The following is a 16,757-nucleotide window of genomic DNA, read 5'->3' as shown; positions in this document are numbered from 1 at the left end:
AATAAGAGCTCAAAATAAAAACATGAAATCATGAAAAAAATAACACTATATCTGGTACTTTTAATCGCTTTTTTTTCGGCAAGCTGTGAAGATGTTGTCGAAGTAGATTTAGACAATGCACCACCAAAACTGGTTATTGAAGCAGCAATCAATTGGAAAAAAGGAACAACCGGAAATCAACAGAGAATAAAACTAACCACTACAACCAGTTTTTACAGCACAGAAATTCCAAAAGTTTCCGGCGCAACAGTTTCCATAAAAAATAGCGCTAATGTATTTTTCAATTTTTCGGAAATTGCGAATACCGGCGAGTATACTTGTACTACTTTTATTCCTGTAATCAACGAAACCTATACGCTGACAGTTATCAACAATGGCAATACCTACACTGCTACTGAAACATTGAAACCCGTTACGCCAATAACAAAAATTATTCAAAACAATCAAGGTGGTTTTACTGGAACCGACATTGAAATTAAGACATTCTACCAAGATCCGGCAGGTGAAAGCAATTATTACCTTTACAAATATGTATACTCGAACCAAATAAAATCAAACTTTTATGTAGACCAAGATGAGTTTTTTAACGGAAACGAATTCTTTAGTATCTCACAAAATGATGATTTAAAAAAAGACAATAAAATTGAAGTCACGCACTTCGGAATTTCAAAAGCATACTACAATTACATGAGTGTTTTGGTGAGTATCGCAGGAAATAATGGTGGCGGACCGTTTCAATCTCCTCCCGCAACCGTAAGAGGAAACATTGTCAATACCACGGATGCGGCAAACTATCCTTTGGGCTATTTCTCCCTCAGCGAAGTCGATGTTAGAAATTACACGATTGAATAATTAGGAGCTAATCCAGCTGTTCACTACAACTAAAACAGGTTCTAAACAGTTTTCCAGTCCGTACAAGGAGCTTCCTTTGGTCGCTCTTCTACTGCCGGAAAACTAAAGTTTACAACCTGTTTTGGTTTTCATTGCCATCTGGGCTACTACACAAGGTATAAAACGAGAACTTTTATTTACTTTTACATCATAATTCATAACTTATAATCAACCATGTCTTCACATCATATCGTTCGCGACGACCAAGAACCCGCTTTAATCATTGCCAATGGCGCTTCCTGTAATCCGGAACTATTGGGTCAATTATTGGAATGGTCGCCGCTTGTAGTTGTATTAGATTCGGCTATGGTTCGCGTCATGGAATTAGACATCAAAGTAGATGTGCTTTTAGGAGATTTTGACAGAGGATTTGATCCTGAAATTTATAAAACATCTCAATACCCAATCGAAATTATTCATACGCCGGACCAGAATAAAACCGATTTAGAAAAAGCTTTTGACTATTTAATCGAAAGAAAAATTCCTGCCGTAAACGTCGTTTGGGCAACCGGACGCAGAGCCGATCATACGATTACCAATCTGACCAACATTACACGATACAGAAATCTATTAAAAATTGTTATTTTGGATGATCACTCTAGGGTATTTCTTTTGCCTAAGAAATTCGAAAAATGGTACACAGCGGACACTCCTATTTCATTAATCCCCATCGGTCACGTGACAGGAATTCATTCGGATAATTTATTTTATCCATTGAAAGATGATAGTCTCACTATTGGTTACAGAACCGGAAGCAGCAATCACGTCATCAAAGACGGAATCGTAACAATAGAACATGATGAAGGCGATTTATTGATGATGGAATGTTTGGATTAGGTATTTATTGAATATTCAACAAAGCGTTTCTCACAATCTCATAATGACTCCAGGGAATAAAATGATTCGCTTTTTTGATCGTTATTGTATCCAGTGACTTAGCATTGACAAACATTTTTTGCATAAAGGCAACATTACTGTACGGTACCAAAGCATCTTTTGTTCCATGAATAATGGTAACATCACAAGTAATCTTTTTCAGTTCTGGCTCTAAGTCCACCAAATCTTGTTTGAGCCACCATAACTCATCATTAGAAGGACGTAATGCTCCGGGAATTAAATATCGTAAAGGCGATGCCTTGATAACCGTTCTCCATTTTTCCGGATTTTCAGCTTTCGGGTCTAATGATCCTGCGAGTATCACCAATCGTTTGAGCCATGATGGATTATCAACGGCTAATTGCGCTACAACTGGCCCGCCAACGGAATGTCCTACTAAAATTAGCGGCTTTTTATTATCGATTTTTTTGATAAACTCCGATATTCTTTGCGATTGTACTTTTAAATTTTGAGCATCGCCAAAATCACTGTATCCAAAACCCGGTCGGTCAATAGCAATCATTCGGTATTTTTTAAGCAATAAAGAATCCTGAAGGTATTCCTTGAAAGCATTCCAACTGCCAGGTGAACCATGCACAAAAAACAAAGTCGGGTTTTCCGCATTTCCCGTTGCTACATAATGTATTTTATATCCTTCAAAAGCAATTGTATTATCCTGAAATTCTGTTTTAGAGACAGCAAAAAATTTTGTTGTTTCTTTATTCGAAAATCGCATCGTCATACAAGACTGACACATTACGATATACAAAAACATCAAACTGTAAACTATGTATCTCTTTTTGAAATGAAATGAAGCGGGCATAAAAGTCATGCTATTTGTATATTTTTTATAAATGTAACCGTTTTAAGTTCTCGAAAAATAAGTAACGTTATGATTTTATGATTTATTTTCCATCTGTTTAATGGTTAAAGTCGTCTTAACGCTTTTACAAAATAGTTATGACTATATTTGCATCGAAATAAAGAAAATGAAAGCGAAAACGATTACTGAAAAGACTAATTTACATCCACGAAATCTGGATAGATTTGGATATAATTTTGAGCAATTAAGCGATAAATCTCCTGAATTACAGCATTTTGTTTCTATCAATGAACATAATATCGAGACTATTGATTTTAGCAATCCCGATGCGGTAAAAGCGCTTAACAAAGCGTTGTTATTATCTCATTATGACATACAAAACTGGGATATTCCTAAAAATTATCTTTGCCCACCGATTCCCGGAAGAGCAGATTACATTCATTATATAGCAGATTTATTAGCCTCAGGTAATAACGGAATCATTCCTGAAGGCGAAACTGTTCAAGGTTTAGATATTGGTGTAGGTGCGAATTGCATTTATCCAATAATTGGTAATTCAGCATACGGATGGAGTTTTGTAGGAACCGATATCGATTTAAAAGCAATTGAAAACTGTAGCGCCATCATTGAGGAAAACCCAAAATTGATTGATGCCATCAGTTTGCAACAGCAAACGGAATCGCGTTTTATTTTTAAAAACATAATCACTCCCGAAGATAAATTTACGTTTACCATTTGCAATCCTCCTTTTCATGCCTCACAAGATGAAGCTACAAAAAGTACGGTTCGAAAAATCAATAATTTAGAATCCCGAAGCGCCACGAGCAAAGTAACTAAACCTGTTTTAAATTTTGGCGGTCATAACGCTGAATTGTGGTGTGAAGGCGGCGAATTAGGTTTCGTTACGCAAATGATTTATGAAAGTGCAAAATATCCGATGCAGTGTTTATGGTTCACAACTTTGGTTTCTAAAAAAGAAAATCTTTCCAGTCTTTACAAAACATTAAATAAGGTAAGTGCGGTCGAAATTAAAACGATTGATATGGCTCAAGGCCAAAAAACAAGCCGAATTGTAGCTTGGACTTTTTTAAGTGAAGCACAAAAAAAAGCCTGGAAGTTCGAATAAAAACTCTTTTACGTTTAAGTATTCAATCCCACCAATCATTCTTGATAGTCGGGAAAATCAATCTGTACCTATACTTTTCTCTATTATGTATTTAAAATGAAGCCCTTAAAAAACTTCATTATTAAATCAATAATTAAACTTCTAAAAATTTATTTTACCGAAAAAAAAATACTGTTATTCATAAATAGTTGTATTTCTTCTTAATTTTAAGAGTAAAAATAAATTTTAACATATAATTGCTTATGTTTGTTAATAAAACATTAAATTATTAAGGCGTGAATTCAATTTTAAATTTACTTCAAATTAGATTAAAAACAGCAATAAAATCCTATAATATTTCTCTTTACTTCTGGAAATATATGAGTTTAAATAATTCTATACTATAAAGTTAAGCATTCAAAAAGCTTAATTAGGACAGAAATAAATTCCGTTTAGAAGTTTAGTAAGATTGTTATTAATAAGTACTTTAATAAGGTAAAAGAAAGGGAAGTTTTTGTGTATTTAAAAAGTTGATCTAAGTAGTAAAAAAAGGCATTAATAACATTAATGTTAGACCTTCAAAAATATTTCAATAAAAACCTCAATAAAATTGTGTTTCAACATATTTGCACGGAAAAGAATTAATCTATCCTAACTAAATTATGAAAAGTCAAACATTATATATCGATACCCTTGATGAAACTGTCCTTTGGAGGAATCTAAAAGAGGGTGACGAAAAGGCTTTTTCGTTCCTTTTTGAAAAGTATTACGGGCATTTGGTGCGGTATGGAAATTCGTTTTCACCTTTTCCTGAAAAAGTACAAGATTGTGTGCAAGATGTTTTTACGGATGTTTGGGTTTACAGACAGTCACTAAATGATTCGGTTGTGGTAAAAGCTTATCTTCTGTCAAGTGTTCGTAAGAGAATCGCACGTCTGCAAGAGCGCGACCATATTTTTCGCAAAACTACTTCAATGGACTCGATTGAATTTCTCTTTGATTTCTCCGTTGAGCATCAACTAATTTCTGATGAAGCAACTGAAGAGAAAGTTTCACATCTCAATGAATTATTAAATAATTTACCTACTCGGCAAAAAGAAGCCTTGTACCTTCGCTACCATCAAGGCCTTAGTGTCGAACAAATTGCCGATATGCTCCAAGTGAATTATCAATCCGCAAACAATTTGTTACATCGTGCTGTAGTGAATCTTCGTAAAGAATGGAAGGGAGACCTTTCGCTTCTTTTCCTACTATCATCAAGTCTTTTTTAGTTTTTTTAAACAAACTCAAAAAAAAATCATAATTTAGTGAGTATCTATTAACAAAAGCGTCCTCTATGTATCTGTAACCCTTTTTTGATGCAAGAACGAAACAATTATACAGAAATAGAAGATTTTTTAGCCAATGAATCATTCCAAAGATGGATTCGATTCAAGAACGACCAACAAGGTTGGGAAGAATGGACCTTAGAAAATCCTAAACGCGCAAAACTAGTTGAGGAAGCTAGGTTATGGTTATTAGCTATGAAAGTAAATGATACATCGTTATCACCTATCGTTATTAAAACTGCATTACAAAGTACTTGGGCAAAAATTGATAAAAAAGAAAAACAAGAAGATCCTACAATTCGTATAGTAAAACTTTTGAAAAAGTATAGAGTAAATACAGCTGCTGCTGTTTTACTTTTCGCTCTTTTATCAACTTGGTTCTACAATAGTCTTTATATTCCTGAAAGTAACATCATCACCTACAACGAACTCATTAATGAAAATGGAGAAGGTCTTGTGGAGCAAACCAACAACTCAAATAAGGCGCAAATCATAACTTTATCTGACGGTAGTTCCGTTTTATTAAAACCTGACAGCAAGTTGAGTTATCCGAAAATATTTACTGGAAATGAACGAAAAGTATACCTATCAGGTGAAGGATTTTTTGAAATTAGTAAAAACCCAAAAAAACCATTTTTTGTCTATGCAAATGAAATAGTTACTAAGGTCGTAGGTACGAGTTTTAGAATAAAAGCGTACAATGATCAACCAAATGTTGAAGTTATTGTTCGTACAGGTAAGGTAAAAGTTAAATCAAGTCAATTAATTAAAGATTCTAAAGAAAAAGAAATTGTTTTACTTCCAAATCAAGCCCTTCGATTTATACGTAAAAAACTAATTTTTAATAAAATAACAGATATTACTCTGGACAAAAATTTGACACAAAACGAAGGTAATATTGAACAATTAAGTTTTGAATTCACGGATATTCCAATTAGCCAAATATTCAAAACTATCGAGCAAGCTTATTTAATTAAAATTGATTTCCCAGTAGAAAAATTAAAAAATTGCCATCTTACAACATCATTAAATGACCAACCTTTACCTGAAAAGCTAAAAATTATTTGTAAAAGCATCGGAAATGATACTAGTTACGAAATGAATGGAAACCAAATCATCATTACCTCTGATGGTTGCAACTAATGTGAAATTGCCTATGTAAAAAAAATACAATTAAAAAAAGCGCCGAAAATGCTGTAACAGTTTCGACGCCCTGAATAAATCAAAGTACACTCTGAAAAGTGCATTTTGTAATGTTCCTTAAAATACCCTTTAAACAATATTTATCAAAACAACCCAAAATTATGAAAAAACCTGTTGTCAAACAACGATTACTCTTTCGAATTATGAAAATAACTTTATTTCAATTAGTCTTAGCATTTGTTTTTTCAAGTGTCACGTTAGCCAATAGCGTGAAAGGACAGAAGAAATTAGACACAAAAGTTACTATTGAAGTTACTAACATCAGTTTAGACGATGCTTTGTCCAAACTTCAAAAGTCATCGAATATTAAGTTTTCATATAATTCACGAATTACTCAACAAAATAAAAAAGTAAGTATAGACGCCATTGATGAAAAATTATCAAGTATACTGAATCGAATTTTAAAACCATTTAACATTACCTTTTCCGAAGTAAGCAATCAAATTGTATTACAAAAAAAGAGTAATCAAATTGAAGGATTTACTGCAATAGAGGATCAAACTCCCCTTTTTGAAAGTTTATTAGCAGCCACAATTGTTAGAGGTAAAGTAATTGATGAAAAAGGCAATCCTTTATCTGGGGCTACTGTTATGGTAAAAGGAAGCAAAATAGCCGTTCTAACCGATTTTGATGGTAATTTCGCTATCGATATGCCACAAAACGCAACTAAATTAGTTGTTTCTTACGTTGGTATGGAGACCTTAGAAGTAACTACTGGAAATACTCCACTTACTATTGTTTTAAATGAAGTAGGACAAAAATTGAATGAAGTTGTTATTACAACAGGATATGAAAAAACTTCAAAACGTACTTTTACAGGTGCGATAAGTAAAATATCTGAAAAAGATCTAAAAGTAGAAGGAGTGATTGATATCAGTAGAATGATTGAAGGAAAAGCAGCTGGTGTGACGGTACAAAATGTTACTGGATCTTTTGGTGCAGCTCCTAAAATTACTGTACGTGGTTCCTCTTCAATTTTTGGTGATACAAAACCTTTATGGGTAATTGATGGTATTGTACAAGAAGACATCGTCAACCTCTCTTTTGCTGATCTAGCTTCTGGAAATTCAGAGACACTGTTAAGTTCATCAATAGCAGGATTGAATGCAAATGATGTTTTGAGTATTGAAATTTTGAAAGATGCTTCTGCTACATCAATTTATGGTTCGCGATCTTTGAATGGTGTAGTTGTAGTTACGACTAAACAAGGTAGAAGAGAATCTCCATTAAGTGTTACTTATTCACTGGAACAAACTGTGAGAAACGTCCCAACATATAATCAATACGACATTTTGAATTCTCAGGAGACCATGAGTGTTCTTAAAGAAATTGAAGCTAAAGGTTTTCTTGATTTGCCCTCAACTGCCCAAGGTCGTTATGGAGGAGTATACAATATTCTTGCAAATGCAATAAACACCTATGATCAAACTTCAGGAACATTTGGTGTAAAAAATGATACTCCAAGTAGAAATACTTTTTTAAGAAAATATGAACTTGCAAACACCGATTGGTTTAAAGCCTTATTTAGACCTTCTATTACTCAAAATCACTCGTTAAGTTTTTCGGGTGGTGGTAAAAACAATACATTTTATGCTTCTTTAGGTTATTATTCAGATCCGGGATGGACATTGGCAGACAATGTAAGCCAGCTTACTTCTAACATAAAGAACACTTTCTTTATCAATGACAAACTTAATTTAACACTTTCAACCCAAGCATCAATAAGAGATCAGGGAGCTCCTGGAAGTTACGACAGTCTTAAAGATGGAGTAAGTGGTAGTACAACCAGAGATTTTGATATCAATCCATTTAATTATGTATTAAATACAAATAGAGCTTTAAGACCTTATGATGATAATGGAAACCTAGAATATTACCGAAATAACTGGGCTCCTATAAACATTCTTAATGAGCTTGAAAATAACTATATGGAAATCAAAGTTAAGGACATCCGTTTTCAAGCTGACTTAGCGTATAAAATCAATCCAAATTTAACGTACAACCTTACGGCTAATGCGCGTTATGCAAATACTACCAGGGAACATAATATATTAGAGAACTCAAATATTGTAGGTGCTTATAACGCACAAGAAACTACAATTGTAAGAGATCAAAATATATTTTTATACCAAGATCCAGAAAATTTAACTGCTCCAAAAGTGGCTGTACTCCCTAATGGTGGTATTTTAAGAAAATTTTCTAATGAATTGACTTCTTATAATATTAGAAATAGTTTTAGCTATAAAAAGACATTCGAAGACAAGCACGAATTGGAAGGGTTATTTGGTCAGGAATTAAGATCTGTTGACAGGAGTAGTGATAACTTTACTGCATTTGGTTTACAATATGACAAAGGTTTAACTGCTTTTACTGACCCTCGCCTTTTAGAAAAATTAATTAATGGTGGAGAATCTTATTTTGGATTTAATGAAGAAAGAGAAAGAACTGTTGGTTTCTTCGGGAAAGTTGGTTATACATATGATCGTCGTTATACAGGTTCTGTTACGGGTCGTTATGATGGATCTAATAGACAAGGAAGAAGCGGCTCATCTAGATGGTTACCTACTTATACAGTAAGTGGTAAATGGAATATTATGGAGGAAGACTTCATGAAAAATGCAAATACAATCACTAATCTAAGCTTAAGAGGTTCTTACGGTTTAACGGCAACAGCTGGACCTGCAACTAACTCATTAGCTATTTATAAAAGCTTTATTACTAATCGATTAAACTTAGGCGATAGAGAATCCGGTTTAAATATCGAAGAATTACAAAATGGTGATTTAACTTGGGAAAAACAATTTGAAACTAATATTGGTTTGGATTTAGGCTTATTTGACAATCGCGTTCAATTTACCACAGATGTCTACAGCCGTAAAGCTTTTGATTTAGTTGATTTTGTTACAACTTCAGGTATTGGAGGACAAAAAATTAAACAAGGAAACAACGCTGACATGGAAACAAAAGGTATTGAAATGTCATTAACAACTAAAAACCTGAATAATACAAAACTAAAATGGTCAACCACTTTCAATTTCTCTGTATATAATCAAGAAATTGTTAAATTACAAAATAATCCAAGTGTATTAGGACTTGTTGATGGAACAGGTGGAAACACAGTAGGTCATCCTAGAAATGCATTGTACTCTTACCAATTTACAGGATTAAACAATCAAGGATTACCTACGTTTGTTATGGCTGACGGTGAGGAAGATAATATTGCTGGAGCTAACTTTCAAGATTCAGAAAATGTTACAAAATACTTAAAATATGAAGGTTCAATCGAACCGAACAAGTCAGCTGGTTTATCAAATACATTTACTTATGAAAACTGGTCATTAAATGTATTCATAGTTGCTGCTGGTGGTAACAAAGTGCGTTTAAACCCTATCTATTCTGATCAATATGATGATTTAACAGTATTCACAAAAGAATTTACAAACCGTTGGATAAATCCAGGAGACGAAGCATTTACAAATATTCCCGTTATTGCAGATAAAAGATTAATTGCAAATTATGCTGCTGAATCAAGAGATTTGACAAGAGCTTATAATGCTTACAATTTCTCTGATGAAAGAGTTGCTGATGGATCATTTGTAAGATTGAAAAACGTATCAATCTCTTATGAATTTCCAAAAGATCTAAAGAAAAAATTAGGACTTAATACATTTAATTTAAAAGCAATTAGCACCAATCCACTTTTAATCTATTCTGACAAAAAATTAAATGGGCAGGATCCAGAATTCTTCAGATCAGGAGGAGTTTCACTTCCTATAACAAGTCAATACACATTCGCTATCAACGTATCATTTTAATAAAATAAATATGAGAACTTTTAAAATAACCACTTTATTACTAATTGTACTTACAGTTAGTAGCAGTTGTGATGATTTCCTTTCGGAGATTCCTGACAACAGAACCCAACTTGATACTCCAGAAAAAATTTCTGAACTACTGGTAAATGCCTATCCAAATGCAAACTATATGGAGTTTGCAGAAACAATGACTGACAATGTTTTCGATAGTGGGGATCTTACATTGACTACAAATAAAAATAGTCAAAACTATAACTGGGAAATGCAAGAAGATATCCAACAGGATTCTCCCTCTGACTATTGGGATGCATGCTATTCGGCAATTGCACATGCTAACCAAGCTTTAGACGCAATAAATAAACTAGGAAATCCAGCCAACTTAAATCCTCAAAAAGGAGAAGCTTTATTGGCTAGAGCATATTCACACTTTATGTTAGTTACTTTTTGGTCGCAAAGATATAATCCTTCAACTGCTACAACTGATTTAGGTATTCCATATGTATTAGAGCCAGAAGAGGTTCTTGTTAAGAAATACACTCGTAATACTGTTGCAGAAGTTTTCAATTTTATTGAAAAAGATCTTGAAGAAGGACTAAAATATGTTAACAGCGACTACAAGTTACCTAAATTTCATTTTAATAAAGCAGCTGCAAAAGCTTTTGCTAGCCGATTTTATTTGATAAAAGGGGATTGGAATAAAGTTATTGAAGTATCTGATGAGTTAGGAAACAAGCCAGAAGGACAATTAAGAGATTATCAATCCTATCTAGATGTAGATTTTAATACTGGTCAAAGAAAATACTCTCAAGAAAGTGAATCTACAAACCTATTAATAGCATCAGTATCATCTGTATACTCTAGAAGTTTTTATTCTAATAGATTCCAATTAACTGGTGCAGATAGAGATATATTATTTGGAAACGGCGCTAATTTATTCAACAAAGAATGGTTATACAGACCTTTATCATACAATGGTCAAATAACAATTTTTGTTCCTAAATTTACTGAATATTTTAGAATAACTAATGCTAATGCGGGAATAGGACAGCCTTATGATGCAATTGTATTGCTAAGTAATGATGAATACTATTTAAATAGAATCGAAGCCCACGTTATGACAAATCAAATAGCTACCGCTAACGAGGAATTAGAATATTTTATCTCAAAACGTATCAAAGGCTATAATGCATCTACTGATAAAGTTACAGAATTAAAAATAGTTACTAAATATCCAGCTGTAGATGATGAATACACTCCTTTTTACAATTTGACTTCTGTACAAAAATCTTATATTAAAGCTATAGCTGAGCTACGAAGAAGAGAATTTATACATGAAGGATTGAGATGGATTGATATTAAACGTTTTGCTTTGAAAATCACACACAAATCTTATAATCAACCAGATAATATTTTGTTGAAAGATGACAAACGTAAGGCAATACAAATTCCATTACATGTTTCTAACACAGGTTTAGAAAAAAACCCTCGTTAATTAATTAATCTATAAGGTCAACAATATGAAATTAAAAACTCAATACAAGAAAATAATCCTTTTCTCTGCGATAGTATTATTAGGCGCATGTTCGGGCGAAGAAGCCTTAAAAGAAAGCCAGTTAGACGTTTCAATACCTGCTATGTCTACATTAGACAAATGGATTGAAACTAACTATGTAAACACTTACAATATTAAAGTACAATACAAATGGAACCAAAATGTGGTAGACAACAACCGTTTTCTATATCCACCTATACAAGGACAAGTACAACCTGCACTCGAAATAGTGCAAAAAATTTGGTTGGAAAGTTATTCAACTATAGGAGGCGCCGATTTTGTTAAAAAAATAGCACCTAGAGAATTTGTACTGGTTGGTGGTCGAAATTTAAATACTACAGGGACTATTACACTTGGGTTAGCAGAAGGTGGTCAAAGAATCACTTTATTTGAAACGGATTTAGTAGATAAGAAAAATCGCGATAATGTAAAACGTTTTGTTCATACTATTCAACATGAATACATTCATATCCTGAATCAATATAAACCTTTTGATGAAAAAACGTTATCAAAAATAACTCCTACTGGATATACTTCAAACTGGTATGCTACATCAACAACAGTGGCAAGAGAAGAAGGTTTTATTACTGATTATGCCAGATCAAACATAAATGAAGATTTTGCAGAAATGGCCTCTACTATGTTAGTAAATTCAAAAGCTGAATATGATGCTATTATAGCAGGAATAACTAGTGTAAAAGCAAAAGCTGATATCAAAGCAAAGGAAGCTGTCGTTGTGAAATATTTTAAAGATGCTTTTAATATCGATTTTTACAAACTTAGAGATGAAGCTGAAAAAAATACTTTAGCGGTGATTAATGGATAACTAACTAATGGAATAAATAATTTTAAAAAAAATATTCTATAATTCATATTTAAAATAAATTAAATATCATGAAATTAAAAAACATACTCAATTACCTTTTCATTGCTGTACTAGCAATGCAATTGGCTTCATGTGACAACAAGGAAGATGTAGATCCCATTTTTAATCAAACACCTACAGAAAGATTAAATGAGCAAAAAAAAGAACTGAATGATTTATTAGAATCTTCTGAATTTGGATGGAAAGCAGTTTATTTTACAGACACCACTCAATTAGGTGGTTTTACCCACCTATTCAAATTTAAAAGTGGCTCAGTGGATATGGCCTCTGACTTTGATAATGATACAGCAATAAATAAAAGTGAATACGGTATTGAATTAGGGAGTACTGTAAGTCTTGTTTTTACAACAAAAAACAAAATACATCTTTTATCGGATTCAAATAACTTTCCAGTTGCCTCTTTACGTGGTAAAGGATATAAAGGAGACTTCCAATTTTTGTATTACGGACAAGATAATGGACAAATCATTTTTAAAACAAATAGAAGTTTCGAGGAACTGCGTTTTGTAAAAGCAACCGCTCAAGACTGGACAAATTTGGCTCTAAATAGAGCAATGATTCCAAATGTAGTTGGAGCATCAACAAGACCCTTATTTCGATTATTAGAAACTAATGACGGGACAAAAACTAGTCAATTTGATTTTAATTTCACTGCACCTAGTAGATTCGCAATTGCTAATTCAATAGAGACTGGTTCAAGTGTAAGCTACAACATGGGAATAGCTTATACTCCTACCGGAATTATAGTAAGCCCTGCTGTAAAAGTTGGAACACAAAAACTTTCTGAGTTCACGTACGATGCAACAACGGGTAATTTTAATGCTACTGGAACTGCCGGCGTAACTGCCTCTATCAAGTATAGCAATAAACCATTGGTATTAACAGATGATTATAAAATTCTTCTGGAAGGAAAAGGAAATCCTCCTACTGGGTTTGCTTACATTGCAGCAAATTTAGCAACTGCTCCGTCTAATTCATTATTATTCAACACTATACTAAACCAAGTAAATGCAGGATTATCTTCTACACAAAAACTAAGTAGAATTCAATTTACTTTCAATAATCCTTCTTTTGGTAGTTATATTGAATACCGATTTAATGGAGGTAAAACAACAATCTATCATAATATAACAGTAACAGAAGATCCTGTAAATAAAACCCTAATATTAAATCATGTATCTTGGGAAAATAATTTAGGTGCAATTATTGCTGAACCTGCATTTCTTAAAGACTTAGATAAGCAACTATTGGACACAAAAGGATTGTATGTAAAAAGAGAATTATTTAAAATAGCTTTTTCTAATACTATCTACACTTTCACAAGCGCATCCAGTAATTTTAGATTTACAACTTACGCATTTCAATAAAATATAATAATTTTTTCATTAAAGCAGGCTCAATAAAAATTAGCCTGCTTTTTTTATGTTTGGTAACTAAATATTTGGCTTGAACTTTACTTTTAAATAAATCTAAAAAAAATAATAGTATGAATTGGAAGCAGTCCCATACTTGCCAATATTACCATCTTTACCATGGGCTGATAGGGAATAATATAGATCTTAAAAAAATAGAATATGAAAAAAGAAAGAAAAACTGGAATTATTAACACTTTATTTAGTGTAATTATTTTATTTTGTCTGTTTAGTTAGCATTTCTTACTTAAATATAAATTTAACAAAAATTGAGGGTGCTTTTGTAGAATTATTTACAATCCCATTGATGATTTTGAGTGTTTCTCTATATTGTTATAATTTTTACAAAATGTACAAAGAAGGTTGGAAATTAAAATCATATTATTACATTTCAATAATTATTCTAACGCTAGTTGTCATACTTTTAATTTTAGCTTCAGTATATAATATTTAATGGCTGATATCACCATGTATGTATACTCCAGAAACGTTTCTCAATTTGGTCAAAACGGTCGTTTCGTTTTTGCTCGATTAAGTTTCAGTTTTTAGAGAAACATTTTCATCGTATTGAAAACCATCCTGCCACATCGGGATGGTTTTTTTTGGCTTAAACTTTGGAAAAAAAAGAATCCAAACGTTGTACCTTTGTAACTCTAAATTTTTGCCCCTTAATACAAATGAATTTTCAAGTAGTATCCGATTACCAGCCTAAAGGCGACCAACCACAAGCAATTGAAAAATTGACTCAAGGCATTATTGATGGTGATAAATTCCAAACTTTATTAGGAGTTACCGGATCCGGAAAAACATTTACGGTGGCCAACGTGATTCAAGAAGTACAAAGACCAACTTTAGTTTTGGCACACAACAAAACTTTGGCAGCACAATTATACTCGGAATTCAAGCAGTTTTTCCCGAATAATGCCGTGGAATATTTCGTGTCCTATTACGATTATTACCAGCCCGAAGCTTTTATGCCTGTAACCGGCGTTTTCATCGAAAAGGATTTATCCATCAATGAAGAACTGGAAAAAATGAGAATGTCAACCACTGCCTCGTTGCTTTCCGGACGAAGAGATATTTTGGTAGTAGCATCAGTTTCCTGTTTATACGGTATTGGAAACCCTATAGAATTTCAGAAAAACTTGATTCCAATTGAAAAAGGACAAATCATTTCTCGTACGAAATTATTACATCAATTGGTGCAAAGTCTATATTCCAGAACGGAAGCCGATTTTAATCCAGGAAGTTTCAGAATAAAAGGAGATACTGTAGATGTCTATCCAAGTTATGCGGATGAAGCCTACAGAGTTCATTTCTTTGGCGATGAAATAGAAGAAATTGAAAGTTTTGACACCAAAAATTCTGAGGTTCTAGAAAAATTTGACAAACTGACGATTTATCCCGCCAATATGTTCGTGACTTCTCCAGATGTCTTGCAAGGTGCCATTTGGGAAATCCAACAAGATTTAGTAAAACAAGTCGATTATTTCAAGGAAATTGGAAAACATTTAGAAGCAAAAAGACTGGAAGAACGTACCAACTTTGATTTGGAGATGATTCGTGAACTCGGTTATTGCTCCGGAATTGAAAATTATTCTCGTTATCTGGATGGTCGTTTACCCGGCACCAGACCTTTCTGTTTGCTGGATTATTTCCCAAAAGATTATTTAATGGTGGTAGACGAAAGTCACGTAACACTTTCACAGGTTAGTGCTATGTATGGCGGAGACCGAAGCCGTAAAGAAAATTTAGTGGAATATGGTTTCCGACTTCCCGCTGCAATGGACAATCGTCCTTTGAAGTTTGAAGAGTTTGAAGCGATGCAAAATCAGGTAATTTATGTTTCGGCAACACCAGCGGATTACGAATTACAAAAAACGGAAGGCGTTGTTGTGGAACAAGTGATTCGTCCAACAGGATTATTGGATCCCATTATTGAAATCCGACCAAGTTTAAATCAAATCGATGATTTAATCGAGGAAATTCAAGTTCGGACCGAAATTGATGAGCGCGTTTTGGTGACGACTTTAACCAAAAGAATGGCGGAAGAATTAGCCAAATATTTAACCAAAGTTAATATTCGTTGTCGCTACATTCACTCCGAAGTTGATACTTTGGAACGAATAGAAATCATGCAAGATTTGCGAAAAGGGATTTTTGATGTATTAATTGGTGTGAATTTGCTTCGTGAAGGTTTGGATTTACCCGAAGTTTCTTTGGTAGCCATTTTAGATGCAGACAAAGAAGGCTTTCTAAGAAGTCATCGTTCGCTTACGCAAACAATTGGTCGTGCGGCAAGAAACTTAAATGGGAAAGCAATTATGTATGCCGATAAAATTACGGCCAGTATGCAAAAAACCATAGACGAAACGAATTATCGCAGAACCAAACAAATTAATTACAATACTGCAAATAATTTGGTTCCTCAGGCTTTAAATAAAAAAATTGAAAGTGCTTTTACTAAAAATCCTTTGGCCGATTATGAGTTAGGCTTAACTTTAGATGCTGCTGCAGAACCTGAAAATCTATACTTGCCAAAACCTGAAATTGAGAAACTCATTCGGGAAAAACGTAAATCAATGGAGAAAGCGGCAAAAGAATTGGATTTTATGCAAGCTGCCAAATTACGAGATGATATTAAACGACTACAAGGACAACTGACGTAGATAATTTTTAAATACAAGCTTCACTTAACACATTTTTTTTTAAGTTGAAACTTAAATTCATTTTTTTGGTGTAAAAACTTTTAAATCCAGTAAAGTTCTTTAAATTTGAGTGTAATTATTTTCTGATTTTTTCCTGAAAATTCACGCATTCAAATGAAATATCGCTTACTCATTTTTGTTTTATTCGGACTAATTTC

The 16,757-nt window shown here is 33.0% G+C and carries 11 protein-coding genes; 10 read left to right on the top strand and 1 reads right to left on the bottom strand.

Annotated elements, in window-relative coordinates; translation table 11 throughout:
- The first annotated feature begins 30 nt into the window (after positions 1-30).
- Positions 31-852, top strand: coding sequence for a DUF4249 domain-containing protein (locus BMX64_RS04440; RefSeq protein WP_091166584.1), 822 nt, complete (start codon positions 31-33; stop codon positions 850-852).
- A gap of 213 nt (positions 853-1,065) precedes the next feature.
- The gene (locus tag BMX64_RS04435) at positions 1,066-1,728 is read left to right on the top strand and encodes a thiamine diphosphokinase (protein WP_091166583.1); all 663 of its coding nucleotides are present in this window, start codon (positions 1,066-1,068) and stop codon (positions 1,726-1,728) included.
- A gap of 4 nt (positions 1,729-1,732) precedes the next feature.
- Here BMX64_RS04435 and BMX64_RS04430 read toward each other — a convergent pair whose 3' ends face one another.
- Positions 1,733-2,599, bottom strand: a complete 867-nt coding sequence (locus BMX64_RS04430; protein ID WP_091166582.1) for an alpha/beta fold hydrolase — start codon at positions 2,597-2,599, stop codon at positions 1,733-1,735.
- A 157-nt stretch (positions 2,600-2,756) separates the two neighbouring features.
- Between BMX64_RS04430 and rlmF the strand changes: the two genes are divergently transcribed.
- From rlmF to uvrB, 8 genes are all read left to right on the top strand, one after another.
- Positions 2,757-3,716: a 23S rRNA (adenine(1618)-N(6))-methyltransferase RlmF gene (rlmF, locus tag BMX64_RS04425; RefSeq protein ID WP_091166581.1), complete on the top strand. Its 960-nt coding sequence runs from the start codon at positions 2,757-2,759 to the stop codon at positions 3,714-3,716.
- A gap of 641 nt (positions 3,717-4,357) precedes the next feature.
- Entirely contained in the window at positions 4,358-4,966 is a 609-nt protein-coding gene (locus tag BMX64_RS04420) for an RNA polymerase sigma factor (protein WP_091166580.1), read from the top strand.
- A gap of 87 nt (positions 4,967-5,053) precedes the next feature.
- Positions 5,054-6,166 (top strand): FecR family protein, encoded by a 1,113-nt coding sequence (locus BMX64_RS04415; protein ID WP_091166579.1) that lies wholly within the window; start codon positions 5,054-5,056, stop codon positions 6,164-6,166.
- 161 nt (positions 6,167-6,327) lie between these two features.
- Positions 6,328-10,041, top strand: coding sequence for a SusC/RagA family TonB-linked outer membrane protein (locus BMX64_RS04410; RefSeq protein WP_091168962.1), 3,714 nt, complete (start codon positions 6,328-6,330; stop codon positions 10,039-10,041).
- 10 nt (positions 10,042-10,051) lie between these two features.
- Positions 10,052-11,533, top strand: coding sequence for a RagB/SusD family nutrient uptake outer membrane protein (locus tag BMX64_RS04405; protein ID WP_091166578.1), 1,482 nt, complete (start codon positions 10,052-10,054; stop codon positions 11,531-11,533).
- Between the two features lie 25 nt (positions 11,534-11,558).
- Positions 11,559-12,419, top strand: coding sequence for a zinc-binding metallopeptidase (locus BMX64_RS04400; RefSeq protein ID WP_091166577.1), 861 nt, complete (start codon positions 11,559-11,561; stop codon positions 12,417-12,419).
- A 68-nt stretch (positions 12,420-12,487) separates the two neighbouring features.
- Positions 12,488-13,846, top strand: coding sequence for a DUF4302 domain-containing protein (locus BMX64_RS04395; RefSeq protein ID WP_091166576.1), 1,359 nt, complete (start codon positions 12,488-12,490; stop codon positions 13,844-13,846).
- 722 nt (positions 13,847-14,568) lie between these two features.
- Positions 14,569-16,560 carry an excinuclease ABC subunit UvrB gene (gene uvrB / locus BMX64_RS04390; protein WP_091166575.1) on the top strand — a complete coding sequence of 664 codons (1,992 nt, stop codon included), beginning with the start codon at positions 14,569-14,571 and terminating at the stop codon, positions 16,558-16,560.
- Positions 16,561-16,757: the final 197 nt, after the last annotated feature.

The sequence above is a fragment of the Flavobacterium sinopsychrotolerans genome (assembly GCF_900110375.1).
In the GTDB taxonomy this organism is placed as follows: domain Bacteria; phylum Bacteroidota; class Bacteroidia; order Flavobacteriales; family Flavobacteriaceae; genus Flavobacterium; species Flavobacterium sinopsychrotolerans.
This window is presented reverse-complemented; position numbering and strand designations above follow the sequence as displayed.

Excerpts from the sequence above, each read along its gene's own strand:
- BMX64_RS04440 (WP_091166584.1), top strand. The coding sequence starts at position 31 with ATGAAAAAAATAACACTATATCTGGTACTTTTAATCGCTTTTTTTTCG.
- BMX64_RS04435 (WP_091166583.1), top strand. The coding sequence starts at position 1,066 with ATGTCTTCACATCATATCGTTCGCGACGACCAAGAACCCGCTTTAATC.
- BMX64_RS04430 (WP_091166582.1), bottom strand. The coding sequence starts at position 2,599 with ATGACTTTTATGCCCGCTTCATTTCATTTCAAAAAGAGATACATAGTT.
- rlmF (WP_091166581.1), top strand. The coding sequence starts at position 2,757 with ATGAAAGCGAAAACGATTACTGAAAAGACTAATTTACATCCACGAAAT.
- BMX64_RS04420 (WP_091166580.1), top strand. The coding sequence starts at position 4,358 with ATGAAAAGTCAAACATTATATATCGATACCCTTGATGAAACTGTCCTT.
- BMX64_RS04415 (WP_091166579.1), top strand. The coding sequence starts at position 5,054 with ATGCAAGAACGAAACAATTATACAGAAATAGAAGATTTTTTAGCCAAT.
- BMX64_RS04410 (WP_091168962.1), top strand. The coding sequence starts at position 6,328 with ATGAAAAAACCTGTTGTCAAACAACGATTACTCTTTCGAATTATGAAA.
- BMX64_RS04405 (WP_091166578.1), top strand. The coding sequence starts at position 10,052 with ATGAGAACTTTTAAAATAACCACTTTATTACTAATTGTACTTACAGTT.
- BMX64_RS04400 (WP_091166577.1), top strand. The coding sequence starts at position 11,559 with ATGAAATTAAAAACTCAATACAAGAAAATAATCCTTTTCTCTGCGATA.
- BMX64_RS04395 (WP_091166576.1), top strand. The coding sequence starts at position 12,488 with ATGAAATTAAAAAACATACTCAATTACCTTTTCATTGCTGTACTAGCA.
- uvrB (WP_091166575.1), top strand. The coding sequence starts at position 14,569 with ATGAATTTTCAAGTAGTATCCGATTACCAGCCTAAAGGCGACCAACCA.